Here is a 17,116-nt window from a genome sequence, read left to right as displayed (position 1 = left end):
AATCTTTAAATTCTCTACACCTAGCTTTTAGAAAAAAGAAACAACCTCTACTATACTTGACGTTGTATGGGCTTAGCTTGATAGCGATGTGGTTGTTCCCCTGAGTGTAAAAACGCTTGTCTATACGCCGTAATATGCTCACTATATTCATGGATTGGTTTTAATAGTTTCATTGTTCTTCTCCCCCTCTTCATTCCATAAAACAAACACCTTAATAGCAGCTATTCACTATTAAGGTGTTTCTATCCTTTTTATTCAAATAACCCCATACTCAAATAACGTTCACCTGTATCAGGCGCAATACATAAAACTTTTTTACCAACGCCTAGACGTTTCGCTATCATAATTGCAGCGTAAACAGATGCTCCAGAAGATGGCCCAACTAATAATCCTTCTTGTCTAGCTAAATTTCTCATTGTCGTTAAAGCCTCTTCGTCTGCAATTTGAATAATTTCGTTATACACTTCTGTATTTAAGTTTTTCGGAATAAATCCTGGGCTTGTTCCTACTAGTTTATGAGGACCTGGTACACCACCTGATAAAACGGGAGATCCTTTCGGTTCCACTACTGCAATATATAAGTTTGGTAATTTCTCTTTTAACGTTTCACCAGTCCCTGTAATCGTTCCGCCTGTTCCTGCCGTTGCAACAAAAGCATCAAGCTCTCCATCCATTTGTTCGTAAATTTCAAGTGCAGTCGTATAACGGTGAATATTCGGATTAGCTGGATTTTCAAATTGTTGCGGGATAAAACTATTCGGTATTTGTTTTTGCAGTTCTAACGCCTTCGTAATTGCTCCTGGCATTCTTTGTTCTGCTGGTGTTAAAACTACTTCTGCCCCGTATGCTTTCAATAAATTAACACGCTCTTTTGACATATTGTCTGGCATAATTAAAATCGCTTTATACCCTTTAGCTGCTGCGTTCATCGCTAAACCAATTCCTGTATTCCCACTTGTCGGTTCAATAATTGTATCCCCTGGTTTAATGAGACCATTTTCTTCTGCAACGTGAAGTAAATTATAAGCAGCACGGTCTTTCACACTACGTGATGGATTAAACATTTCTAGTTTCACATACACGTCCGCTGCGTCTTCCGGAATAAATTTAGATAATCGGACGACAGGTGTATCTCCTATTAATTCTGTTACGTTTTCACATAATTTCATAGTGCATCCCCTATTCTATCGTTTTCTTATCACTTGGTAATAACCATGAAGTAAGTCCAATTAACGGTAAACAACTACATAATATCATAATGAACTGAAGGCTATATATATCAGCTAACTTTCCTAGTACTACAGCGCCTAGAGCACCAAGGCCGAACGCAAGACCTACAATTAGACCTGATACCATCCCTACTTTTCCCGGAACAAGCTCTTGCGCGTATACAACAATTACACTAAAACTACTTGAACTAATAAAACCGATACATAAAAATAAAGGTACGACCCACACAAGTGAGACATGTGGTAATAACAGCGCAAGTGGCGCTGAACCTAACATTGAAAATACGATGATGTTTTTCTTACCAAATCGATCTGCTAACGGTCCCCCGAAGAAAGTGCCTAACACACCAGCAATCATAAATGCGAATACGAAATACTGGGCATTTTTTATAGATAAACCATAATGCTCAATTAAGTAAAATTGATAGAAATTCCCGATACCGGCACCGTACCAAGAGCGCACAAAAGTAAGAAAAACAAGAAGTATAATAACAAATTTAATGTGTGTACTTACAATTGCATTTTCCGCCTCAAGCGCAGCTCTCTTCTTCCTTCTTACAGCGCCGGTTGCTAATTCATTTTTGTACCAATTCGATACGAAAATTAATAATGCAATTCCTACTGCTGCAAATGCTGTAAAACCTAATGAACCAATTTGACCGAGTGGAACGAAAATTAGCGCTGTAAAAATAGGAGCTAAAGAATTCCCCGTGTTTCCCCCAACTTGATAAATCGCTTGCGCTAACCCTCGTTTTGCACCTGCCGCCATATACGCAACACGAGCGCCTTCTGGATGAAAGACTGCGGAACCTAAGCCAATAAATAAAACAGAAATAATAACAATAATAAAGTTTGGTGCAAACGCGAGTCCAATCATTCCAAGCATACTTGAAAACATACCGAGTGGTAATAAAAATGGTGACGGCTTCTTATCTGAATACATACCAAACACCGGTTGCATAATCGATGACGTCATATTTAACGCAAACGCAATCCACCCTACTTGCATATAGGATAAATTCATCGTTTTTTCCAAAATAGGAAACAACGCCGGCACAACTGCTTGCATCGAATCATTTAAAAAATGTCCGAAACTAATCGCAAATAATATTCGATATATTGTCGGTGTTTCTACTGTGTTTTTTTGTGAAACTGCCTGCATATGTGAATCGCTCCTTTCTGTACAAAATATATATTTATTACAGTAGGTGTAATAAATTCTGACTTTTGAAACATTTCTATTCTATACTGCTTTCATTTCTTTTTCCAGAAATATAACTTAACTCCCATCATTGACTTGCATCCTTGTAACTTTCAGCAGTAAAACATTATAGAAAAAGGCAACCCAATCACAAACTGGGTTGCCTCTTACATTAAATTGCAAAACGCTTATACTTCTCGTAATCGCTCGTCTTACATTCCACTTCTAGTTTCGTACCTTCATTTTCATAACTCGTTGATAAAACGTGCGCATGATTATTGAAATACGAAACTACCTGTCCTTGATCATACGGAATTAACATTTCACATTTCGTATATTCTTTATAAATATGGGAACGAATCATTTCTACAAGCTCTTCAATTCCAACATGTTTCTTCGCAGATAAATACACGCGGTCTTCTTGTACTTTCGGAATTTCAACATCCACCATATCTGATTTGTTATAAGCATAGATCGTTGGAATATTTTCTACTCCAATTTTCTTTAACGTTTCATTTGTAATATCAATTAATTGTTCATAATTTGGATTTGCGTAATCTACGACGTGAATAAGTAAATCTGCTTCCGCTACTTCTTCTAACGTTGAACGGAACGCCTTCACAAGATGATGTGGTAATTTACTTACAAATCCAACTGTATCTGTTAATAAAAATGATTTATTATCTGGCAAATCAATATTTCGTACAGATGTTTCTAACGTCGCAAATAACATATCTTTTTCAAATACTTGTTTTTCTTCTGTACCATTATAAATTTCAAGCATTGCATTCATCGTCGTTGACTTTCCTGCATTCGTATAACCTACTAATGCTACAACAGGTATTTCATTTTTCTTACGTTGCTTTCGCTGCGTTTGACGCTGGGCAACGAGCGCTTCTAAATCTTTATTCAAAACTGAAATTTGTTCTTCAATTTTACGACGGTCTAACTCTAACTTCTTCTCACCGACACCTTTATTTTTCGTACCAACGCCGCCACTCTGTCTCCCTAACGATTCACGAAGACCGATTAAACGAGGCATCATGTACTGAAGGTGTGCTACTTCTACTTGTAGCTGTGCTTCTTTCGTTTTCGCACGTTGCGCAAAAATATCTAAAATTAAAATGGTACGATCAATTACCTTACAATCTAAATCCTCTTCTAAATTTCGAATTTGTGAAGGAGATAATTCATCATTAAAGATGACCATATTCGCATCTATTTCTTGTACATACGCTGCTACTTCTTCAATCTTTCCTTTTCCGATATAATGCGATGGATTTACTCGTTGTAAATTTTGCGTTACTTGCCCAATTACCTCTACATCACAGGCTTCCGCAAGATTTGTTAACTCTTCCATCGAATATGCAAAATCATCTTCATTACCTACATTTACTCCAACTAAAACTGCTCTTTGTAATACTTCTTCCATATATTTATTCCTCCATTTCGATTACGTAAAATAAAAAACACAGGTCGCTGCCTGTGTTTTCGTAAACGGATAAGGGTTCACCAAAGAAATAGAAGAAAGCTATGCTTTCATCCTATTTTATAGTCAAAAAGTCCCAAGATCATATACGTATCCACAATAAGCGTTCACCTATACAATCCCATTCTATTTATAAAGGCAAAACAAAAAGAGGGCGTATTCGTCCCTCCCTCTTTGTCACATATAAGCTTAATAAAGGGTTCCTTTAAAATAGGCAGACTAATCCCGTTCACTCTGTACACAGACAGAGCCTTTGAGCGCTATTCAATTATTGGCACAAAGTATTGAGACGTAATCTGATTAAGATCAAAGGAAGCCCCTCCGTTCATTTTAAGTTACATAAAGTGTAGCATAAGTAATTCGCTTTCACAAGGTTTAACAACCTATATCACACTAAAGAAAATCGTCATTTTTTGCGAGTTTTTCTCACAATAAAAATAACAAAAGCAATTATCAATTTTAGAAACTTCTCGTATATTATTTTTACAGCACTCGCCAAATTCCTTCATAGTAAGTTAAGTATTATCGTTTTAATACAACAAAAATCTATATTGACATTTTTATAACCTGATATTAGTATCAGGTTATAAAAATAAAAATTAGGAGATGTTCCTATGCATTCTAAATCTCGTATTACTGCAATTGGTACTTATGTTCCAGATCAAATATTGTCTAATAACGATTTAGAAAAGATGGTCCATACGAATGATGAATGGATTGTACAAAGAACAGGAATGAAGGAAAGAAGAATCGCTAGCGAAGAAGAATATTCCTCAAACTTAGCCATTAAAGCAATTAAAAATTTATGTACAACATATAAGAAAAACTTAGAAGATGTCGACTGTATCATTGTCGCTACTACTACTGCTGATTACGTTTTCCCTAGTGTTGCTTGCCAAATACAACAATACTTCAACATACCTCATACACTAGCTTTTGATTTAAATGCAACTTGTGCTGGTTTTACATATGGACTACACGTCGGTAATAGCTTAATCACTTCTGGATCACATGAAAAAATACTTGTCGTAGCGACAGAGACATTATCTAAAGTTACTGATTATACCGATAGAACGACCTGTATTTTATTCGGTGATGGTGCTGGAGCTATTTTATTAGAAAGAGATGCAGACACCCCAAGCTTTATCGCTGCTCACATGGGAACAAACGGTGATGGCGGCATTCATCTATATAGAACAAACTTATCTACTACTATGAATGGCACACCACTGCAAACAAATGAAAAAATCGTTCAAAATGGAAGAGAAGTATATAAATGGGCAACACGTACAGTGCCAAAAGGCATAAAAGATTTAATACATACCGCAAATATGCAAGTAGATGATATAGACTGGTTCATACCCCACAGCGCTAACTTACGAATGATTGAATCTATTTGCGAAAAATCTCAAATTCCAATACAAAAAACATTAACGAGCGTGGAATATATGGGGAATACCTCTTCAGTCACCATTCCACTCGCTCTAGATTTAGCTATAAAAGAAGGGAAGTTAAATAATGGAGACACACTTTTACTATACGGATTCGGTGGTGGTCTTACACATTTAGGACTTATTGTAGAGTGGAATTTAATTTAAGTGTATAAAAAGAGGCTCTAGTCAGTAACTAGAACCTCTTTTCCATTTAATTTCTTGCCCCTTTTCGAGACCATATCACAACAGGAATAAGTAATAACGCTAACACGCCTCCAGCCAATGACAATGCCGCATAACTTGAATTCGCTACTACCATACCTGACATCGCTCCACCAGAAGCTCCAGCTAGCGCAATAAAAACATCTATTTTTCCTTGTGTTTTAGCACGTGTAGACGGTGTTGTGGAATCAACGATTTGTGCTGTACCACTAATCAATCCGAGGTTCCATCCTAGCCCAAGTAAAGACAGAGCAACGATTAATAGTAATAAAGAATCACTTGGCGCTATCGCAGCTATGACACCCGCTGCAAGTAAAATCACTCCACCAGCTATGCTCATTGTAGTTCGGCCAATTTTATCAATTAACATTCCTGTAACGAGAGATGGAAGATACATTGCACCTACATGAAAACCTATCACAAGTCCTACTGCACTTAAACCGTGACCGTGGTGTCCCATATGAACTGGCGTCATCGTCATAATCGCAACCATCACGATTTGCGTAAGTATCATTACGATTGCTCCAACTGTAATACCTCGTTTATTTTCTTTCACTTCTTCTGTTATTGGTTGCCCTTTATATGTATGTTCCTGTTTATATCTTTCTATTATGTTAGCAATAATTAACGGATCTGGACGAAGCATAACAAAAAGAACTAGACCCGCCAGTATAAATGCTGCTGCCGATAGTATGAACGGACCTGCAAGTTTAGGAACTCCAATTGAATGCGCAAAACTACCCATTACTCCTACTAAATTTGGTCCTGCAACTGCACCGAAAGTCGTCATTACCATCGTAATACTAACAGCCGTTGCTCTCTGCTTCTTATCTGCTAAATCTGTACCTGCATAACGAGCTTGTAGATTCGTGGCTGTACCGGCACCATATATGAGTAAAGAAATAAGTAAAAGAATAATGCTATTCGTTAAAGCTGCCATTACAACACCAATTGCTCCAAATCCACCTACTATAAACCCTGTTGCAAGACCTATCCGGCGTCCATATCGTTGCGAAAGCTTCCCTACTATGAAAGCTGCTAATGCTGATCCCAATGTAAACATAGCAGTTGGTAATCCTGCAAATGCATCTGTTCCAAGCATTTGCTGCGCAAGAAGTGCTCCCACTGTAATACCAGCAGCTAGTCCTGCACCGCCAAACATTTGTGAAATGCTGACGATTATTAACGTTCGTTTGTATAGTTTTTGTTGCTCTTCGTCTGTGTACACATGATTATCTATTAAAGCCCCTGCCTTATCTAGCAATTCCCCATCCTCCTTTTAAAATTAATCCCTCTTGTTAATGTACTATGTATAACGTTACATATTCAATGGCATTTTCCATTCATCCCTTTCATTCTAAAAAACTTTCTAATCATTCTCGACTTATCCCATGCTATATTAAAAATACTACTATTCACAATATGCAAGGAGAAAACAATGAAAAAACAGGCTAATAGCAGCCTGTTTCCCTTTACACTTCTTCTACTATCCTTCCCCTTCTCTTTTTACTCAAAGCTCTTCCTTCCCACAACAACAAACTTACGAAAGCACAAATTAAAATAATTGGCACACTTGCTTTATATAAATCTGTAAAACTCATTGCCATCTGATTCTTGGCATAATGATTCACATCATTCAAGAATGTGAGTACCTCTTTCTTTATACTTTCCTCTTGTTTTTCAACTTCTTTTGTTACTTGCCTCATAACTTCTTCTCTTTTTACATCCCTATATTCTACTGGAACTTTTCTTAATATTTCATCCGTCTTGTCGCGAATCAATTCTTCCTTTTTCTCTTTACTTAATCCCATTGTCATTGTATTTTGTTTCTTATTTATATTCGACTCTAAACTTTGATTCTCTATTTTTTCTTTAGTCATTTGTAAAATTTCAGTTTGCTCAGTACTATTCACATGAATATTCCGCACCTTTTCTTCTGCATAACGATATACTTTTTCTTTATTTACATTTAAATTATGAGTTAAGTTAGAGACAAATATTGCGACCGCCAATACAATTCCAACCTGTCGTAACATTGATACAACACTTTGAGAAGCAGTTAATAATTCTCCTTCAAACGAAGACGCACTTAAAACTGTAATTGGCCCCACTACTAAGCCATATCCGACACCTAATATCATACATGGAATAATAATTTCTATATTTGTTGAATGAACATCAATCATTTGCAACCAATAGTAGGAAAGCCCCATAACAAGAAATCCTGACAAAATAATAGTTACTTTTCCGAGTTTTTTAATTAAAGTTGCTGCAACTGGTGAGACAAAAAATATCATTGCTGAAATAGGTGTCACTAAAAAAGCCGCTTCAATTTCCGTTCGACCTTGTAGTTTCGTCAAGAACGTTGGAAGCAATACAGTAACTCCAATTAAAAATAAATTACTTAATATAACAACGATCGACGCTCCGACAAACATTCGATCTTGAAATAACTTTAAATTCACCATTGGGTTATGAATCTTTCGTTCTACTAAAATAAATAGAATAAGAGAAATAGTGCTAATTGCATAACAAGACAAAGCAATATTACTTTGCCATCCCCATGTATTACCTTTTACTAATATGAGAGTAAATGAAAAAATTGCTGTGCTACTTAATAGTAGTCCTATCCAATCTATTTTTGAGATAATACGTTCTTCATTTTTTATTTGTAGCATGATGCAACATAACACGATTCCTATTATACAAACCGGAACATTAACGAAGAACACCCATCTCCATCCTAAATTTTGCGTAATAATTCCACCTATTACTGGCCCCATAGCAGCTGACAATCCTTGTGTTACTCCTAAAATTGCAAGTGCAACATGCCTTTTAGCTAACGGCATAGCTGATACACCAATTACCATACTTGTTGGAAATAAAATTGCTGCCCCAATACTTTGTATAAAACGAGAAAAAATAAGAAAATCACCTGTATTAGCAAAAGCGCAAAGTACCGATCCACCACCAAAAATCACCAGACCAAGAATATACATCTTTGCTTTTCCAAAGATATCAGCTATCCGCCCTAACGGAATGGCAAGTACTGCAATCGTCATTGTATAAACATTTAATACCCAAGACATCTTTTCTAATGAAGTATTTACACTCGATTGTATTGCCGGTAAAGCTATATTCATAATTGTCGTATCAATCATACAAAGAAAGATACCTAGACACATTAAAAAGACAATCTTAATACCCTTTGATTGCTCCATCTTTATATACCCCTTTATTTATTGTGAATGCGTTTTTCATTCTTCTGTTTTATTGTTTTCTTTCGCCTCTAACTCTTCTAATTTTTTCTTCAAAGTCTCCACTTGTGCACTATACGATGCAATACCTACATCTAGTGAAATTTCTTCGACGAAAGTAATACCTACTCTCCACTTTTCATATTTCAATCGAAGATCTGCAATGTACGCTTCTTTTCTTTCAATTTCATCTTTAATCCATTTTTTTATTGTTACATCATCACTATAGTTGCCAAAATACATTCTCATTAAAAAATCCGAACGTAAAACATCCTTCTCTACAGGCGTCTGCATGTATTGATAAAATTCTTCACGCCCCTCATCTGTAATAAAGTACATTTTCTTATTCGGTTTTCCCTCTTGCATGACAACCTCTTTTTTTATTTTCCCTTCATTCTCCAATTGCCGTAACGTTGGATAAATCATTCCAAAACTTCCATCAAAAAAATGAGTAAATACGTCTTCAAACACAATTTTAATATCGTAACCAGACAATTCCTTTTCCATTAATAAACCTAAAACAACATCTCTTCCCTTCAAAGTAAAACCCCCACATAGTATATAATCAATAATCATATTAACAATATTAATATGATTATTGATTATATACCTTATTCTGTTAATTGTAAAATATTTCTAAATAAAAAAGCCCCATAATTTGGTTTCACCAATTCACAGGGCCATTTTCTTATTTACTCTTTCACACCTACATCTTGCAAACCTTCAATATCCTCTTTCATTTCATAATAATAAGAAGGAAATTCTATACCATGTTCTAAGAAATAATCCTCAATGAATGAAATAATGATTTTTAACGTTTTCACACGAGCATACAATTTATCGTTACTTTCAATAATATGCCACTTTGCATTTGGCTTACTTGTTTTTTCAAACATGTCTTCCATTACTTCAACATACTCATCCCATTTTTCACGATTACGCCAATCTTCGTCTGTAATTTTCCATCTTTTCAAAGGATTTTTCTCTCTATCTTTAAATCTCTTTAACTGTTCCTCTTTACTTATATGGTAGAAGAACTTCCCTATTATGTAATGGTCATCTGTTAGTAGTTTTTCAAAATCATTAATCTCATCATATGCTCTCATCCACTCTTCCTTTGTAGCAAATCCTTCAACACGCTCAACTAACACACGACCGTACCATGAGCGATCAAAAATGGTGATTTGCCCGTACTGTGGAATTTTGCGCCAGAAACGTTGCAAATAATGGTAACGTTTTTCATGAGGTGCAGGCGCTCCAATTGGATTTACTTGGAACCCACGCGGGTCAAGGTGTTCCGTCACCCGCTTAATTGCCCCACCTTTATCAGCCGCATCCCATCCTTCCATAACAAGCATAACCGCGGTTTTTTCTTCTTTCAAAATTTGCTGTAATGCTAATAAGCGCCTTTGATATTTTTCTAATTTCTTATTGTACTTAGATTTTGATTCAATTTTTTTCGTTAAGTCTACTTTAGCAAGATGTCCATTTTCCATAAAACAAATCCCCCTTGTTGTATGACAATGTTATTTTAACATATTTTTGGTAATTTTTTCATATCCTAAAAAACTGTGTAGAAACACCTCTACACAGCTTCCTTCTCTAATTTCACATATACAAGCACATTTAACTACATTAAAATAAATAATTTATACTGAACTCTTAGTATATTCTTTTTATTAAAACGTAAAAATAGCCCTTTTAAAAAGGGCAGCAATCTAAGTATAGAAAAAAATTTATTCTTTTTTACTACATACGTAATTATGCCGGCTATAAGGGTAGTGAATAAGATATTGATCCACTACTCACAATAGCCTCTTTACATTATATGGTATATTTACTCGTGAAAAGAAGATAATAACAAGTAAATCCATTAAAGAATGGGAGCACTCAAAAAATGAAACGAAAAATATTAACTCTCTTTACACTTTTATGCTTAGCACTACCAATACAAGCTAGTGCTTACACATTTCAGTCACTACCGATTGCGTCAAAGTCTAAACAATGGTATGTCGAAATCGATAAATCTCATAACTCAAACAAGCAAGCAATCCAGCCAAAGCAAGGTGTATTTGATACGTATAGTTTACTCGTAAAAAACATCGGTCATGATGTATCAAACGTATCTGTGGAAATACTTGATAACAACCCTACCTCTAAAGCTACCTTTAAACCTACTACACCTAATGGAAACATTTCTAAAAGTCATACAAGCTTTGACTACATGGTATTCCCATTAGACTTTAATAGTCATAATTTTAAAGTTGTAATCACTTGGGAAGAAAAGAATTTCTCTTACAATGGCCATCCGGTAAATGAAGGTAAAAAAATGAAACAAACATTTGTATTTAATGAAGACTAAGTCCTAATTTCTTTAGGGCTTAGTCTTCTTTTGTGATTTCCAATTCTGTTTCTTCCATACTCATCTTTTTGTGCCAAATATGTACGGACGGTTTTTTATTACAAAGGGGTTTTATTAATACTAGTTGATTATATGCTAAGTTATTTTCTATTTGGGTAGCGATATAGACTATAAAATTTTTGGCTTCAAAGACCTTTTCTTCCAAAATGTATTTACTCTCTAATTGCCTTGTTACTATATCTTTCAAATTTTCTATAGTCACGCATATCGCCCTCTTTTCCCATATAATCAATTAAATCGACGAATACTCGGTACAGACAATGCTATTCCAATTGTTAAAATTACTAAACTAGCTAGTGTTATAATAGTTATTTCGCCACCTATGACAGTAGCTAACCAGCCTACAACTAGATACCCTAATGGCAATAAAGCAAAAGAACCCAACATATCAAGGCTTGCCACTCTTCCGAATGCTTCTTCTGGTACAAGCTCCTGTAAACTCGTTTCCCAAATGAGTCCAAATATCATCATGCCAAATCCTTCAATTGCCATTAAGAATATTAAAGCGGGTGCCCAAGAAATGAATGGCATAATTAATAAAGCAATGCCACTCATTAAAACACCTCCATAAGCCAGTAATCCTCTCTTATGCCACCGCTCTTTCCCACCAAATATTAATGCGGCAATTACAGCCCCACCACCAGAAAAGGCCATGCCAAGTCCATACACGTAAGCTTCAAAATGATGATGAACATTAAATAACCATGGAATTAATACGACGATAATGCCGGCATAACAAATATTTATAAAAGAAAAAACTAAAATTGTAATCCACAGCCACGGATGACTTTTTAAAACTAAAACACCTTCCATAAACTCTTGTTTGTAAGTAAGCTTACTCTTTTCAATGGGCTTTACTTTTTTAAACTTAATTTCTTTTAAAAATAATAAACATAAAAATGATAATAAGTACGTTGCTGCATCTAGTCCGAAACCTATCCCTGCAGATGCAACCGATACGATTAACCCACCAAGTGCTGGCCCAATTAATCGTATACCTTGATTACTCATTTGAGTGAGTGCGTTAGCTGCATTACGAATTTCAGGGACGAATACTTTTGCCCTTACAGCAGAATATGCTGGTTGGAATATCCCTTCCATAAGTCCATATATGGCAACGAGAATATATAAAATCGTAATTGTTAATAAATCCATAAATATAAGCGATGCAAGTAATAGCATTACTATACAGCGGATTATATCCGTAAATAACATTAATTTAACCCGATCAATTCGGTCTACAACTAAACCTGCAAATGGTAAAGCAAGAATATTAGGTAGCATGTACATTGCCATCGTCATCCCCATTACAACTGTTGAACCAGTTAATGAATACACAACAACTGGAAGTATGACCATAGTTATCGAACTACCTAAGGCCGAGAGTAATTGTCCAATCCATAAAAACTTAAAGTGCGTTGATACTTTAACTGGTAATAATAATTTTCCAATATAACCTAAACTTTTCTCCTTTTGTATTTCCCCTTGCATGTCTCTCCCCTCTTTTCAAATGACTATAGAATACATAATATATGACTGAAAATTTATAATATTATATTTCTAATTATATAAGAAACCATTATGTTATGGTAAAATTATCAAAAAAATATAAAGGAGAATGCATCATTATGCCTCCAAATTCACATAATATCGAACACCAAATCTATACAATGTGTATGATCCAGCGCAACAATGAAGTTTTACTCGTAAAACGACCCAATCATCGAGGTTTCCCTGGCTACATAGCTCCTGGCGGCAAAGTAGATTTTCCCGAAAGTATCGTTCAAGCCGCTATAAGGGAAGTAAAAGAAGAAACCGGATTACTTGTTTCGGATTTAAATTTTAAGGGATTAGATGAATATGTAAATCCGAAAGGGAATGTTCGGTACATGGTATTTAACTACTGGACAGACTCATTTGAAGGTGAACTTCTTTTAAACCCACCTGAGGGCAAATTATTATGGATACCAATCGATACAGCACTAAAGCTTCCTATGCAAGATTGGTTTAAAGAAAGATTCCCATTATTTTTTGAAAAAGGCACCTTTGAAATTCAACGTGTTTGGGATAATGAGCTAGATAAACAAGTTGCTATAACAATTACACATACGTAAAAAAGCTTGGAATCTCTCCAAGCTTTTCTTACTTCTCCTCTACTTTCTTAATCTTATAATCAATTTCTAAAAACTTAACTCCAAATATCCACATTCTATGATTAGCTTCTAGTATGTGATCCGTGCGCTCTTTTATAATAAAAGTCTCTGCAAACGGTAAACGGATTGTCAAGAACCGAGTATGTAAATAAATCCCCTCATCTCCCTGACCATTTTCTCTTAACTTACTAGTAATAATTAAATCATGACTATCATTATATAGTTTCAAAATACCAGTCATATTCGAATAAGGTAAAGGTAAGGCGATATTCATATATGTCTCATTCTTATTTGTATGCTTTGAATAAAGAGCTACAAAAATAGATTCACCTGCTTCATTTTTTCTTAGCCAAGCCCTTACATTCTCTCTTCCATCTTTCTCATCTATGACACTAATGATAGAGCCATGCATCGTTTCCCAATTGCCGCCCATTCCTAAATGTATTTGTTCTACACGCTTACTCATTTTCTCATAGCAAAGTGCGAACGGACGGAACCAACGAGCCCATTTAATATTCGATTGCAATTCATACTCTGCTGTATTTTCATAAAAATGAATAATACTTAAAGGAACCTTCGTCACATCAAATGCCTCACTATGAAAGTCATTTACTTTATCAACTAAACCGTTGTATTCCTTACTGTCTACTAAATTGCTGCTATATAAATAAGCCTCACCAATTGCCACATTTCCTCTTAACTTACTCATTGGTTTCCCATAGTATTTATAATTCGGAACACTCTTTTCAATCACCCAGCCGATAAATGCCGGTAACGCTACTCCAATTCCATTGACAACACCATGAATCCAAACCATTTGAGCAATTGTAATCGTCAAGACATGCTTCAAATTTCCGTATGAATATATGAGTGAGAACATAATTGTAACCATGAGTGTACTAGACGAAACGATTAGAAGAATCTTTGCACTGATAGCATTAAATTTTGCTCTCCAAACGTAAAATCCATACCCATAAATTGCACATAAATATAGGAACACTGCAAAAAATTCAAATATTCTTGAGTATGTAATTCCTATTGCAACTGTCATAGGTGAAATCATGATGATAAACATAATAGCATCATACACTTTACTTCTCTTTTCTCTTTTTCTCCCTATTAAACCAGCTGATAATGGCAATAGAAACGCCGAATAATGAAAATGTGCAGCTGTGAGTAAGACAATGTCAGAGCTAAAATGCATAATTGAAAGTTTTGCTACTGAAGCAGAAAACCAAAAACCACCTAAAAACAAATAAATAAACGCACTATCTATGGCGATCTCTTCTAACGGCTTCCATCCTCTTTCTAGCAATCTACTTACACCAAATAATGCAACAATTCCTGTATATACAAACCAAACTAGCGCAAATAAATAGTGATTTGTGACGAAAGCTAGCATTGCGCAAATTGCTGCGATTGGATATAAAAATGATACGGATTTATAAAATAATAATTGCGATCCATCTCTTGTTCTTTTATCAATAATACAAAATGACATTGGTATAAATAATAAAACAGATAATAATATAATTGCTTCAACAGGATTTATATTCGACCACTCACATATTAGAAAAACAACATAGCAAGCAAGCCCAAATATTATATTTTTCATATCGTTTATTCCCTTTCCCCAAATGTTCCCTTATATGAAAAAAGTGAACCAATTAACGGGTTTCGTACTTGTACATGAATTCGAAAACACTGAAGTGTTTCATCATAACTTTCAACAATTTTTGCCTCACCATACAAAAATTTTGGTAACGGCATTTTTCTTCCAAACATATAAAACCATTGTTTCTTTGAAGAAATATGCATTGCCCCTAACTCATCGATATGAAAATGCAGTGTAGAAACGAGTAAATGTGGTTCACCAAAATAATCTACAATTTCATTTTCGTTTTCATCCAATTGCATAACTGCATTAAAATATCTTTTCTTATTATGAAAATAAAAAGTACGGTTCCACCTTACTAATTCTTGTCCATATTCATCTCGCTCAGCTATGTTTTGTATCGTAAATGGAATTTCCTCTCCTCGTTCCGAGAAAAACATTCGAAACTTCGATGCAATTTTCAATATAAATTTCACGAAAAAAGAGCCACCGTAAATTTCATCCATCTTTCCTTCCCCTGTAAAACTATTCTCTTCTGTAATCGCATAACGCTTCTGCAATTCAGGATGAAGATTTTTATAGGTATCCCCTAATAATCGTTCATACATATTAGCCATATACTTATCCCTTTCTCGCCCTCTTGCAATTTTTCGCGCTTGGTAAATCGAAACTATTTATATAACCGACAATTGATAACCCCATTAAAAGAACATTTAATGTAATCGGATTAAACGGTCCTGTAAAGCTTGCGATATTCGTAAATCCTGCCGCTAACGTTAAAACTAGTAATACAATAATATGCAGTATAAATAATTTTCGTTTTGTTAGTGGCAACAGCCATACGACACCGAAAATTATTTCTAACCCCCCAATTATTTTAAGTATACATACACTACTTTCATTTGAACCGATTAATAAAGAAAGCATCTTTACTTCTTCTGAATGAGTAAACAGTAGTTTTGGCACTATCCCTTGATATATCCATACAAAAGCAAATAAAGAACATACGAGCCAATACTTCATTGTTCTTCTAATTAGTAACCTAGGATGAAGCCCCTTTTCTAACCATAATTTTAAGGCATCAAAACTCCAAGCAGTCGCCCAACCTAATAACGGACGAAAAATATAGGAATCTATCACATTTCCTATACGACCAAATCTTGTATCATAATCATATTGTGTCTCAAAATGGATGTATTCTTTATTGGGCGTATACTTCCAATAACCACGTCCTATTTGAATAAGAGATAATGTATTATCCGTCCAAAATTTTAAAGAAGAAATTCTTTCACCAGTTTCTTTTCTTATTTCACCTATTGATTCCCCTTCTCCAACTATTTCAAGCCCAAATCCAATCTTTGTTTTATACAAAAACTTCTGTGGTTCTCCTTCTTTTTTCTCTAAATACGAAATTTCAGTAAAGCGAGCATCCCACTCTGTATGTATATCTGGTTCTTGCGTATATTCCCATAATTTTTCCATCGTCGTGTTCATTTTTGTCGCAACATAAATAGACTGTTTCCTTTTCATTCTCCCCACCTCCTATGCACTATAAGTTTAATGTACATGCAATGGATTTATTTTGCTACATTTTTCACAAACTTCCTCAAAAAAAGAAAGAATTTTTAAAATATATATAAAACACTTGATTCCCCGAAAAATTTAAATTATTATAAAACAAATGTTACCAACAACTTCATAAATCAAACACTCTCGCCTAAAACGTGAGATAGAGGTTGCGATACTTATGAGTATTCTAATGGAGACACAGAGATGTCTATGAACTTAGATGAAAGGAAGTATTGCCGAAATTGATAAATTTCTCTGCATTTATCAATTGGGGCTGTTTTCGAATAGAAACAGAACTGTCATATGTACAGACGTGTACGTATGAAGAGCTATCTACAAAAAAGAGATATCATTTTTTTATGATATTCCTTTTTTGGCGTTTTTTTTATTAGCTCCGTTTTCTGTTTCCCTTTTCCTGTAACAGCACCATCCTCACTTATTTGAGATGGTGTTTTTTGTTTGTCTTTCTGGTAACTACAGGAGTATTGGGATTTATATATTTCCTAATCTATTCTTAAAAATAGAC

General features: G+C 34.9%; 15 protein-coding genes, 1 pseudogene and 1 riboswitch. Of the genes and pseudogenes, 3 read left to right on the top strand and 13 right to left on the bottom strand.

Going from position 1 to position 17,116, the window contains the following annotated elements; translation table 11 throughout:
- Nucleotides 1–86: 86 nt before the first annotated feature.
- The 4 genes and pseudogenes from MR169_RS11420 to hflX form a co-directional block, all read right to left on the bottom strand.
- Nucleotides 87–173: pseudogene (locus tag MR169_RS11420) on the bottom strand (GNAT family N-acetyltransferase); the annotation flags it as partial.
- Between the two features lie 78 nt (nt 174–251).
- The gene (cysK, locus tag MR169_RS11415; RefSeq protein ID WP_137074615.1) at nt 252–1,169 is read right to left on the bottom strand and encodes a cysteine synthase A; all 918 of its coding nucleotides are present in this window, start codon (nt 1,167–1,169) and stop codon (nt 252–254) included.
- Between the two features lie 10 nt (nt 1,170–1,179).
- On the bottom strand, nt 1,180–2,391 hold the full coding sequence (locus tag MR169_RS11410) for an MFS transporter (RefSeq protein ID WP_001149411.1): 1,212 nt from the start codon (nt 2,389–2,391) through the stop codon (nt 1,180–1,182).
- 211 nt (nt 2,392–2,602) lie between these two features.
- On the bottom strand, nt 2,603–3,862 hold the full coding sequence (gene hflX / locus MR169_RS11405) for a GTPase HflX (protein ID WP_000393282.1): 1,260 nt from the start codon (nt 3,860–3,862) through the stop codon (nt 2,603–2,605).
- A 671-nt stretch (nt 3,863–4,533) separates the two neighbouring features.
- Between hflX and MR169_RS11400 the strand changes: the two genes are divergently transcribed.
- A complete protein-coding gene (locus tag MR169_RS11400) occupies nt 4,534–5,517 on the top strand; it encodes a ketoacyl-ACP synthase III (RefSeq protein ID WP_242319418.1) in 984 nt (327 codons plus the stop codon).
- A 46-nt stretch (nt 5,518–5,563) separates the two neighbouring features.
- Here the strand turns inward: MR169_RS11400 and MR169_RS11395 are convergent, their stop codons facing one another.
- From MR169_RS11395 to MR169_RS11380, 4 genes are all read right to left on the bottom strand, one after another.
- Nucleotides 5,564–6,838, bottom strand: a complete 1,275-nt coding sequence (locus tag MR169_RS11395) for an MFS transporter (RefSeq protein ID WP_016117568.1) — start codon at nt 6,836–6,838, stop codon at nt 5,564–5,566.
- A 208-nt stretch (nt 6,839–7,046) separates the two neighbouring features.
- Nucleotides 7,047–8,795, bottom strand: a complete 1,749-nt coding sequence (locus MR169_RS11390; protein WP_242319417.1) for an MDR family MFS transporter — start codon at nt 8,793–8,795, stop codon at nt 7,047–7,049.
- Nucleotides 8,796–8,831: 36 nt separating this feature from the next.
- Nucleotides 8,832–9,371, bottom strand: coding sequence for a PadR family transcriptional regulator (locus tag MR169_RS11385; protein ID WP_000678333.1), 540 nt, complete (start codon nt 9,369–9,371; stop codon nt 8,832–8,834).
- A gap of 152 nt (nt 9,372–9,523) precedes the next feature.
- Complete coding sequence (locus tag MR169_RS11380; protein WP_242319416.1) at nt 9,524–10,327, bottom strand: polyphosphate kinase 2 family protein; 804 nt, start codon at nt 10,325–10,327, stop codon at nt 9,524–9,526.
- 401 nt (nt 10,328–10,728) lie between these two features.
- Between MR169_RS11380 and MR169_RS11375 the strand changes: the two genes are divergently transcribed.
- The gene (locus tag MR169_RS11375; RefSeq protein ID WP_016117566.1) at nt 10,729–11,193 is read left to right on the top strand and encodes a hypothetical protein; all 465 of its coding nucleotides are present in this window, start codon (nt 10,729–10,731) and stop codon (nt 11,191–11,193) included.
- A gap of 19 nt (nt 11,194–11,212) precedes the next feature.
- Here the strand turns inward: MR169_RS11375 and MR169_RS11370 are convergent, their stop codons facing one another.
- A complete protein-coding gene (locus tag MR169_RS11370) occupies nt 11,213–11,455 on the bottom strand; it encodes a hypothetical protein (RefSeq protein ID WP_016117565.1) in 243 nt (80 codons plus the stop codon).
- 26 nt (nt 11,456–11,481) lie between these two features.
- On the bottom strand, nt 11,482–12,744 hold the full coding sequence (locus MR169_RS11365) for an MFS transporter (protein ID WP_098616424.1): 1,263 nt from the start codon (nt 12,742–12,744) through the stop codon (nt 11,482–11,484).
- A gap of 137 nt (nt 12,745–12,881) precedes the next feature.
- On the opposite strand from MR169_RS11365, the gene MR169_RS11360 reads away from it, so the two are divergent.
- Nucleotides 12,882–13,367, top strand: a complete 486-nt coding sequence (locus MR169_RS11360) for an 8-oxo-dGTP diphosphatase (RefSeq protein ID WP_001134949.1) — start codon at nt 12,882–12,884, stop codon at nt 13,365–13,367.
- A 28-nt stretch (nt 13,368–13,395) separates the two neighbouring features.
- Here MR169_RS11360 and MR169_RS11355 read toward each other — a convergent pair whose 3' ends face one another.
- From MR169_RS11355 to MR169_RS11345, 3 genes are read right to left on the bottom strand one after another with little or no spacing between them, the layout of a single operon-like run.
- Nucleotides 13,396–15,021: a YndJ family protein gene (locus MR169_RS11355; RefSeq protein ID WP_242319415.1), complete on the bottom strand. Its 1,626-nt coding sequence runs from the start codon at nt 15,019–15,021 to the stop codon at nt 13,396–13,398.
- A 5-nt stretch (nt 15,022–15,026) separates the two neighbouring features.
- A complete protein-coding gene (locus tag MR169_RS11350) occupies nt 15,027–15,638 on the bottom strand; it encodes a DUF4166 domain-containing protein (protein WP_061664457.1) in 612 nt (203 codons plus the stop codon).
- 4 nt (nt 15,639–15,642) lie between these two features.
- Complete coding sequence (locus MR169_RS11345) at nt 15,643–16,551, bottom strand: DoxX-like family protein (RefSeq protein WP_242319414.1); 909 nt, start codon at nt 16,549–16,551, stop codon at nt 15,643–15,645.
- 192 nt (nt 16,552–16,743) lie between these two features.
- Nucleotides 16,744–16,930, top strand: a riboswitch (Lysine riboswitch).
- Nucleotides 16,931–17,116 lie beyond the last annotated feature (186 nt).

Origin of the sequence: Bacillus cereus group sp. BfR-BA-01349, assembly GCF_022663795.1 — a bacterium.
Classification (GTDB): domain Bacteria; phylum Bacillota; class Bacilli; order Bacillales; family Bacillaceae_G; genus Bacillus_A; species Bacillus_A cereus.
This window is presented reverse-complemented; position numbering and strand designations above follow the sequence as displayed.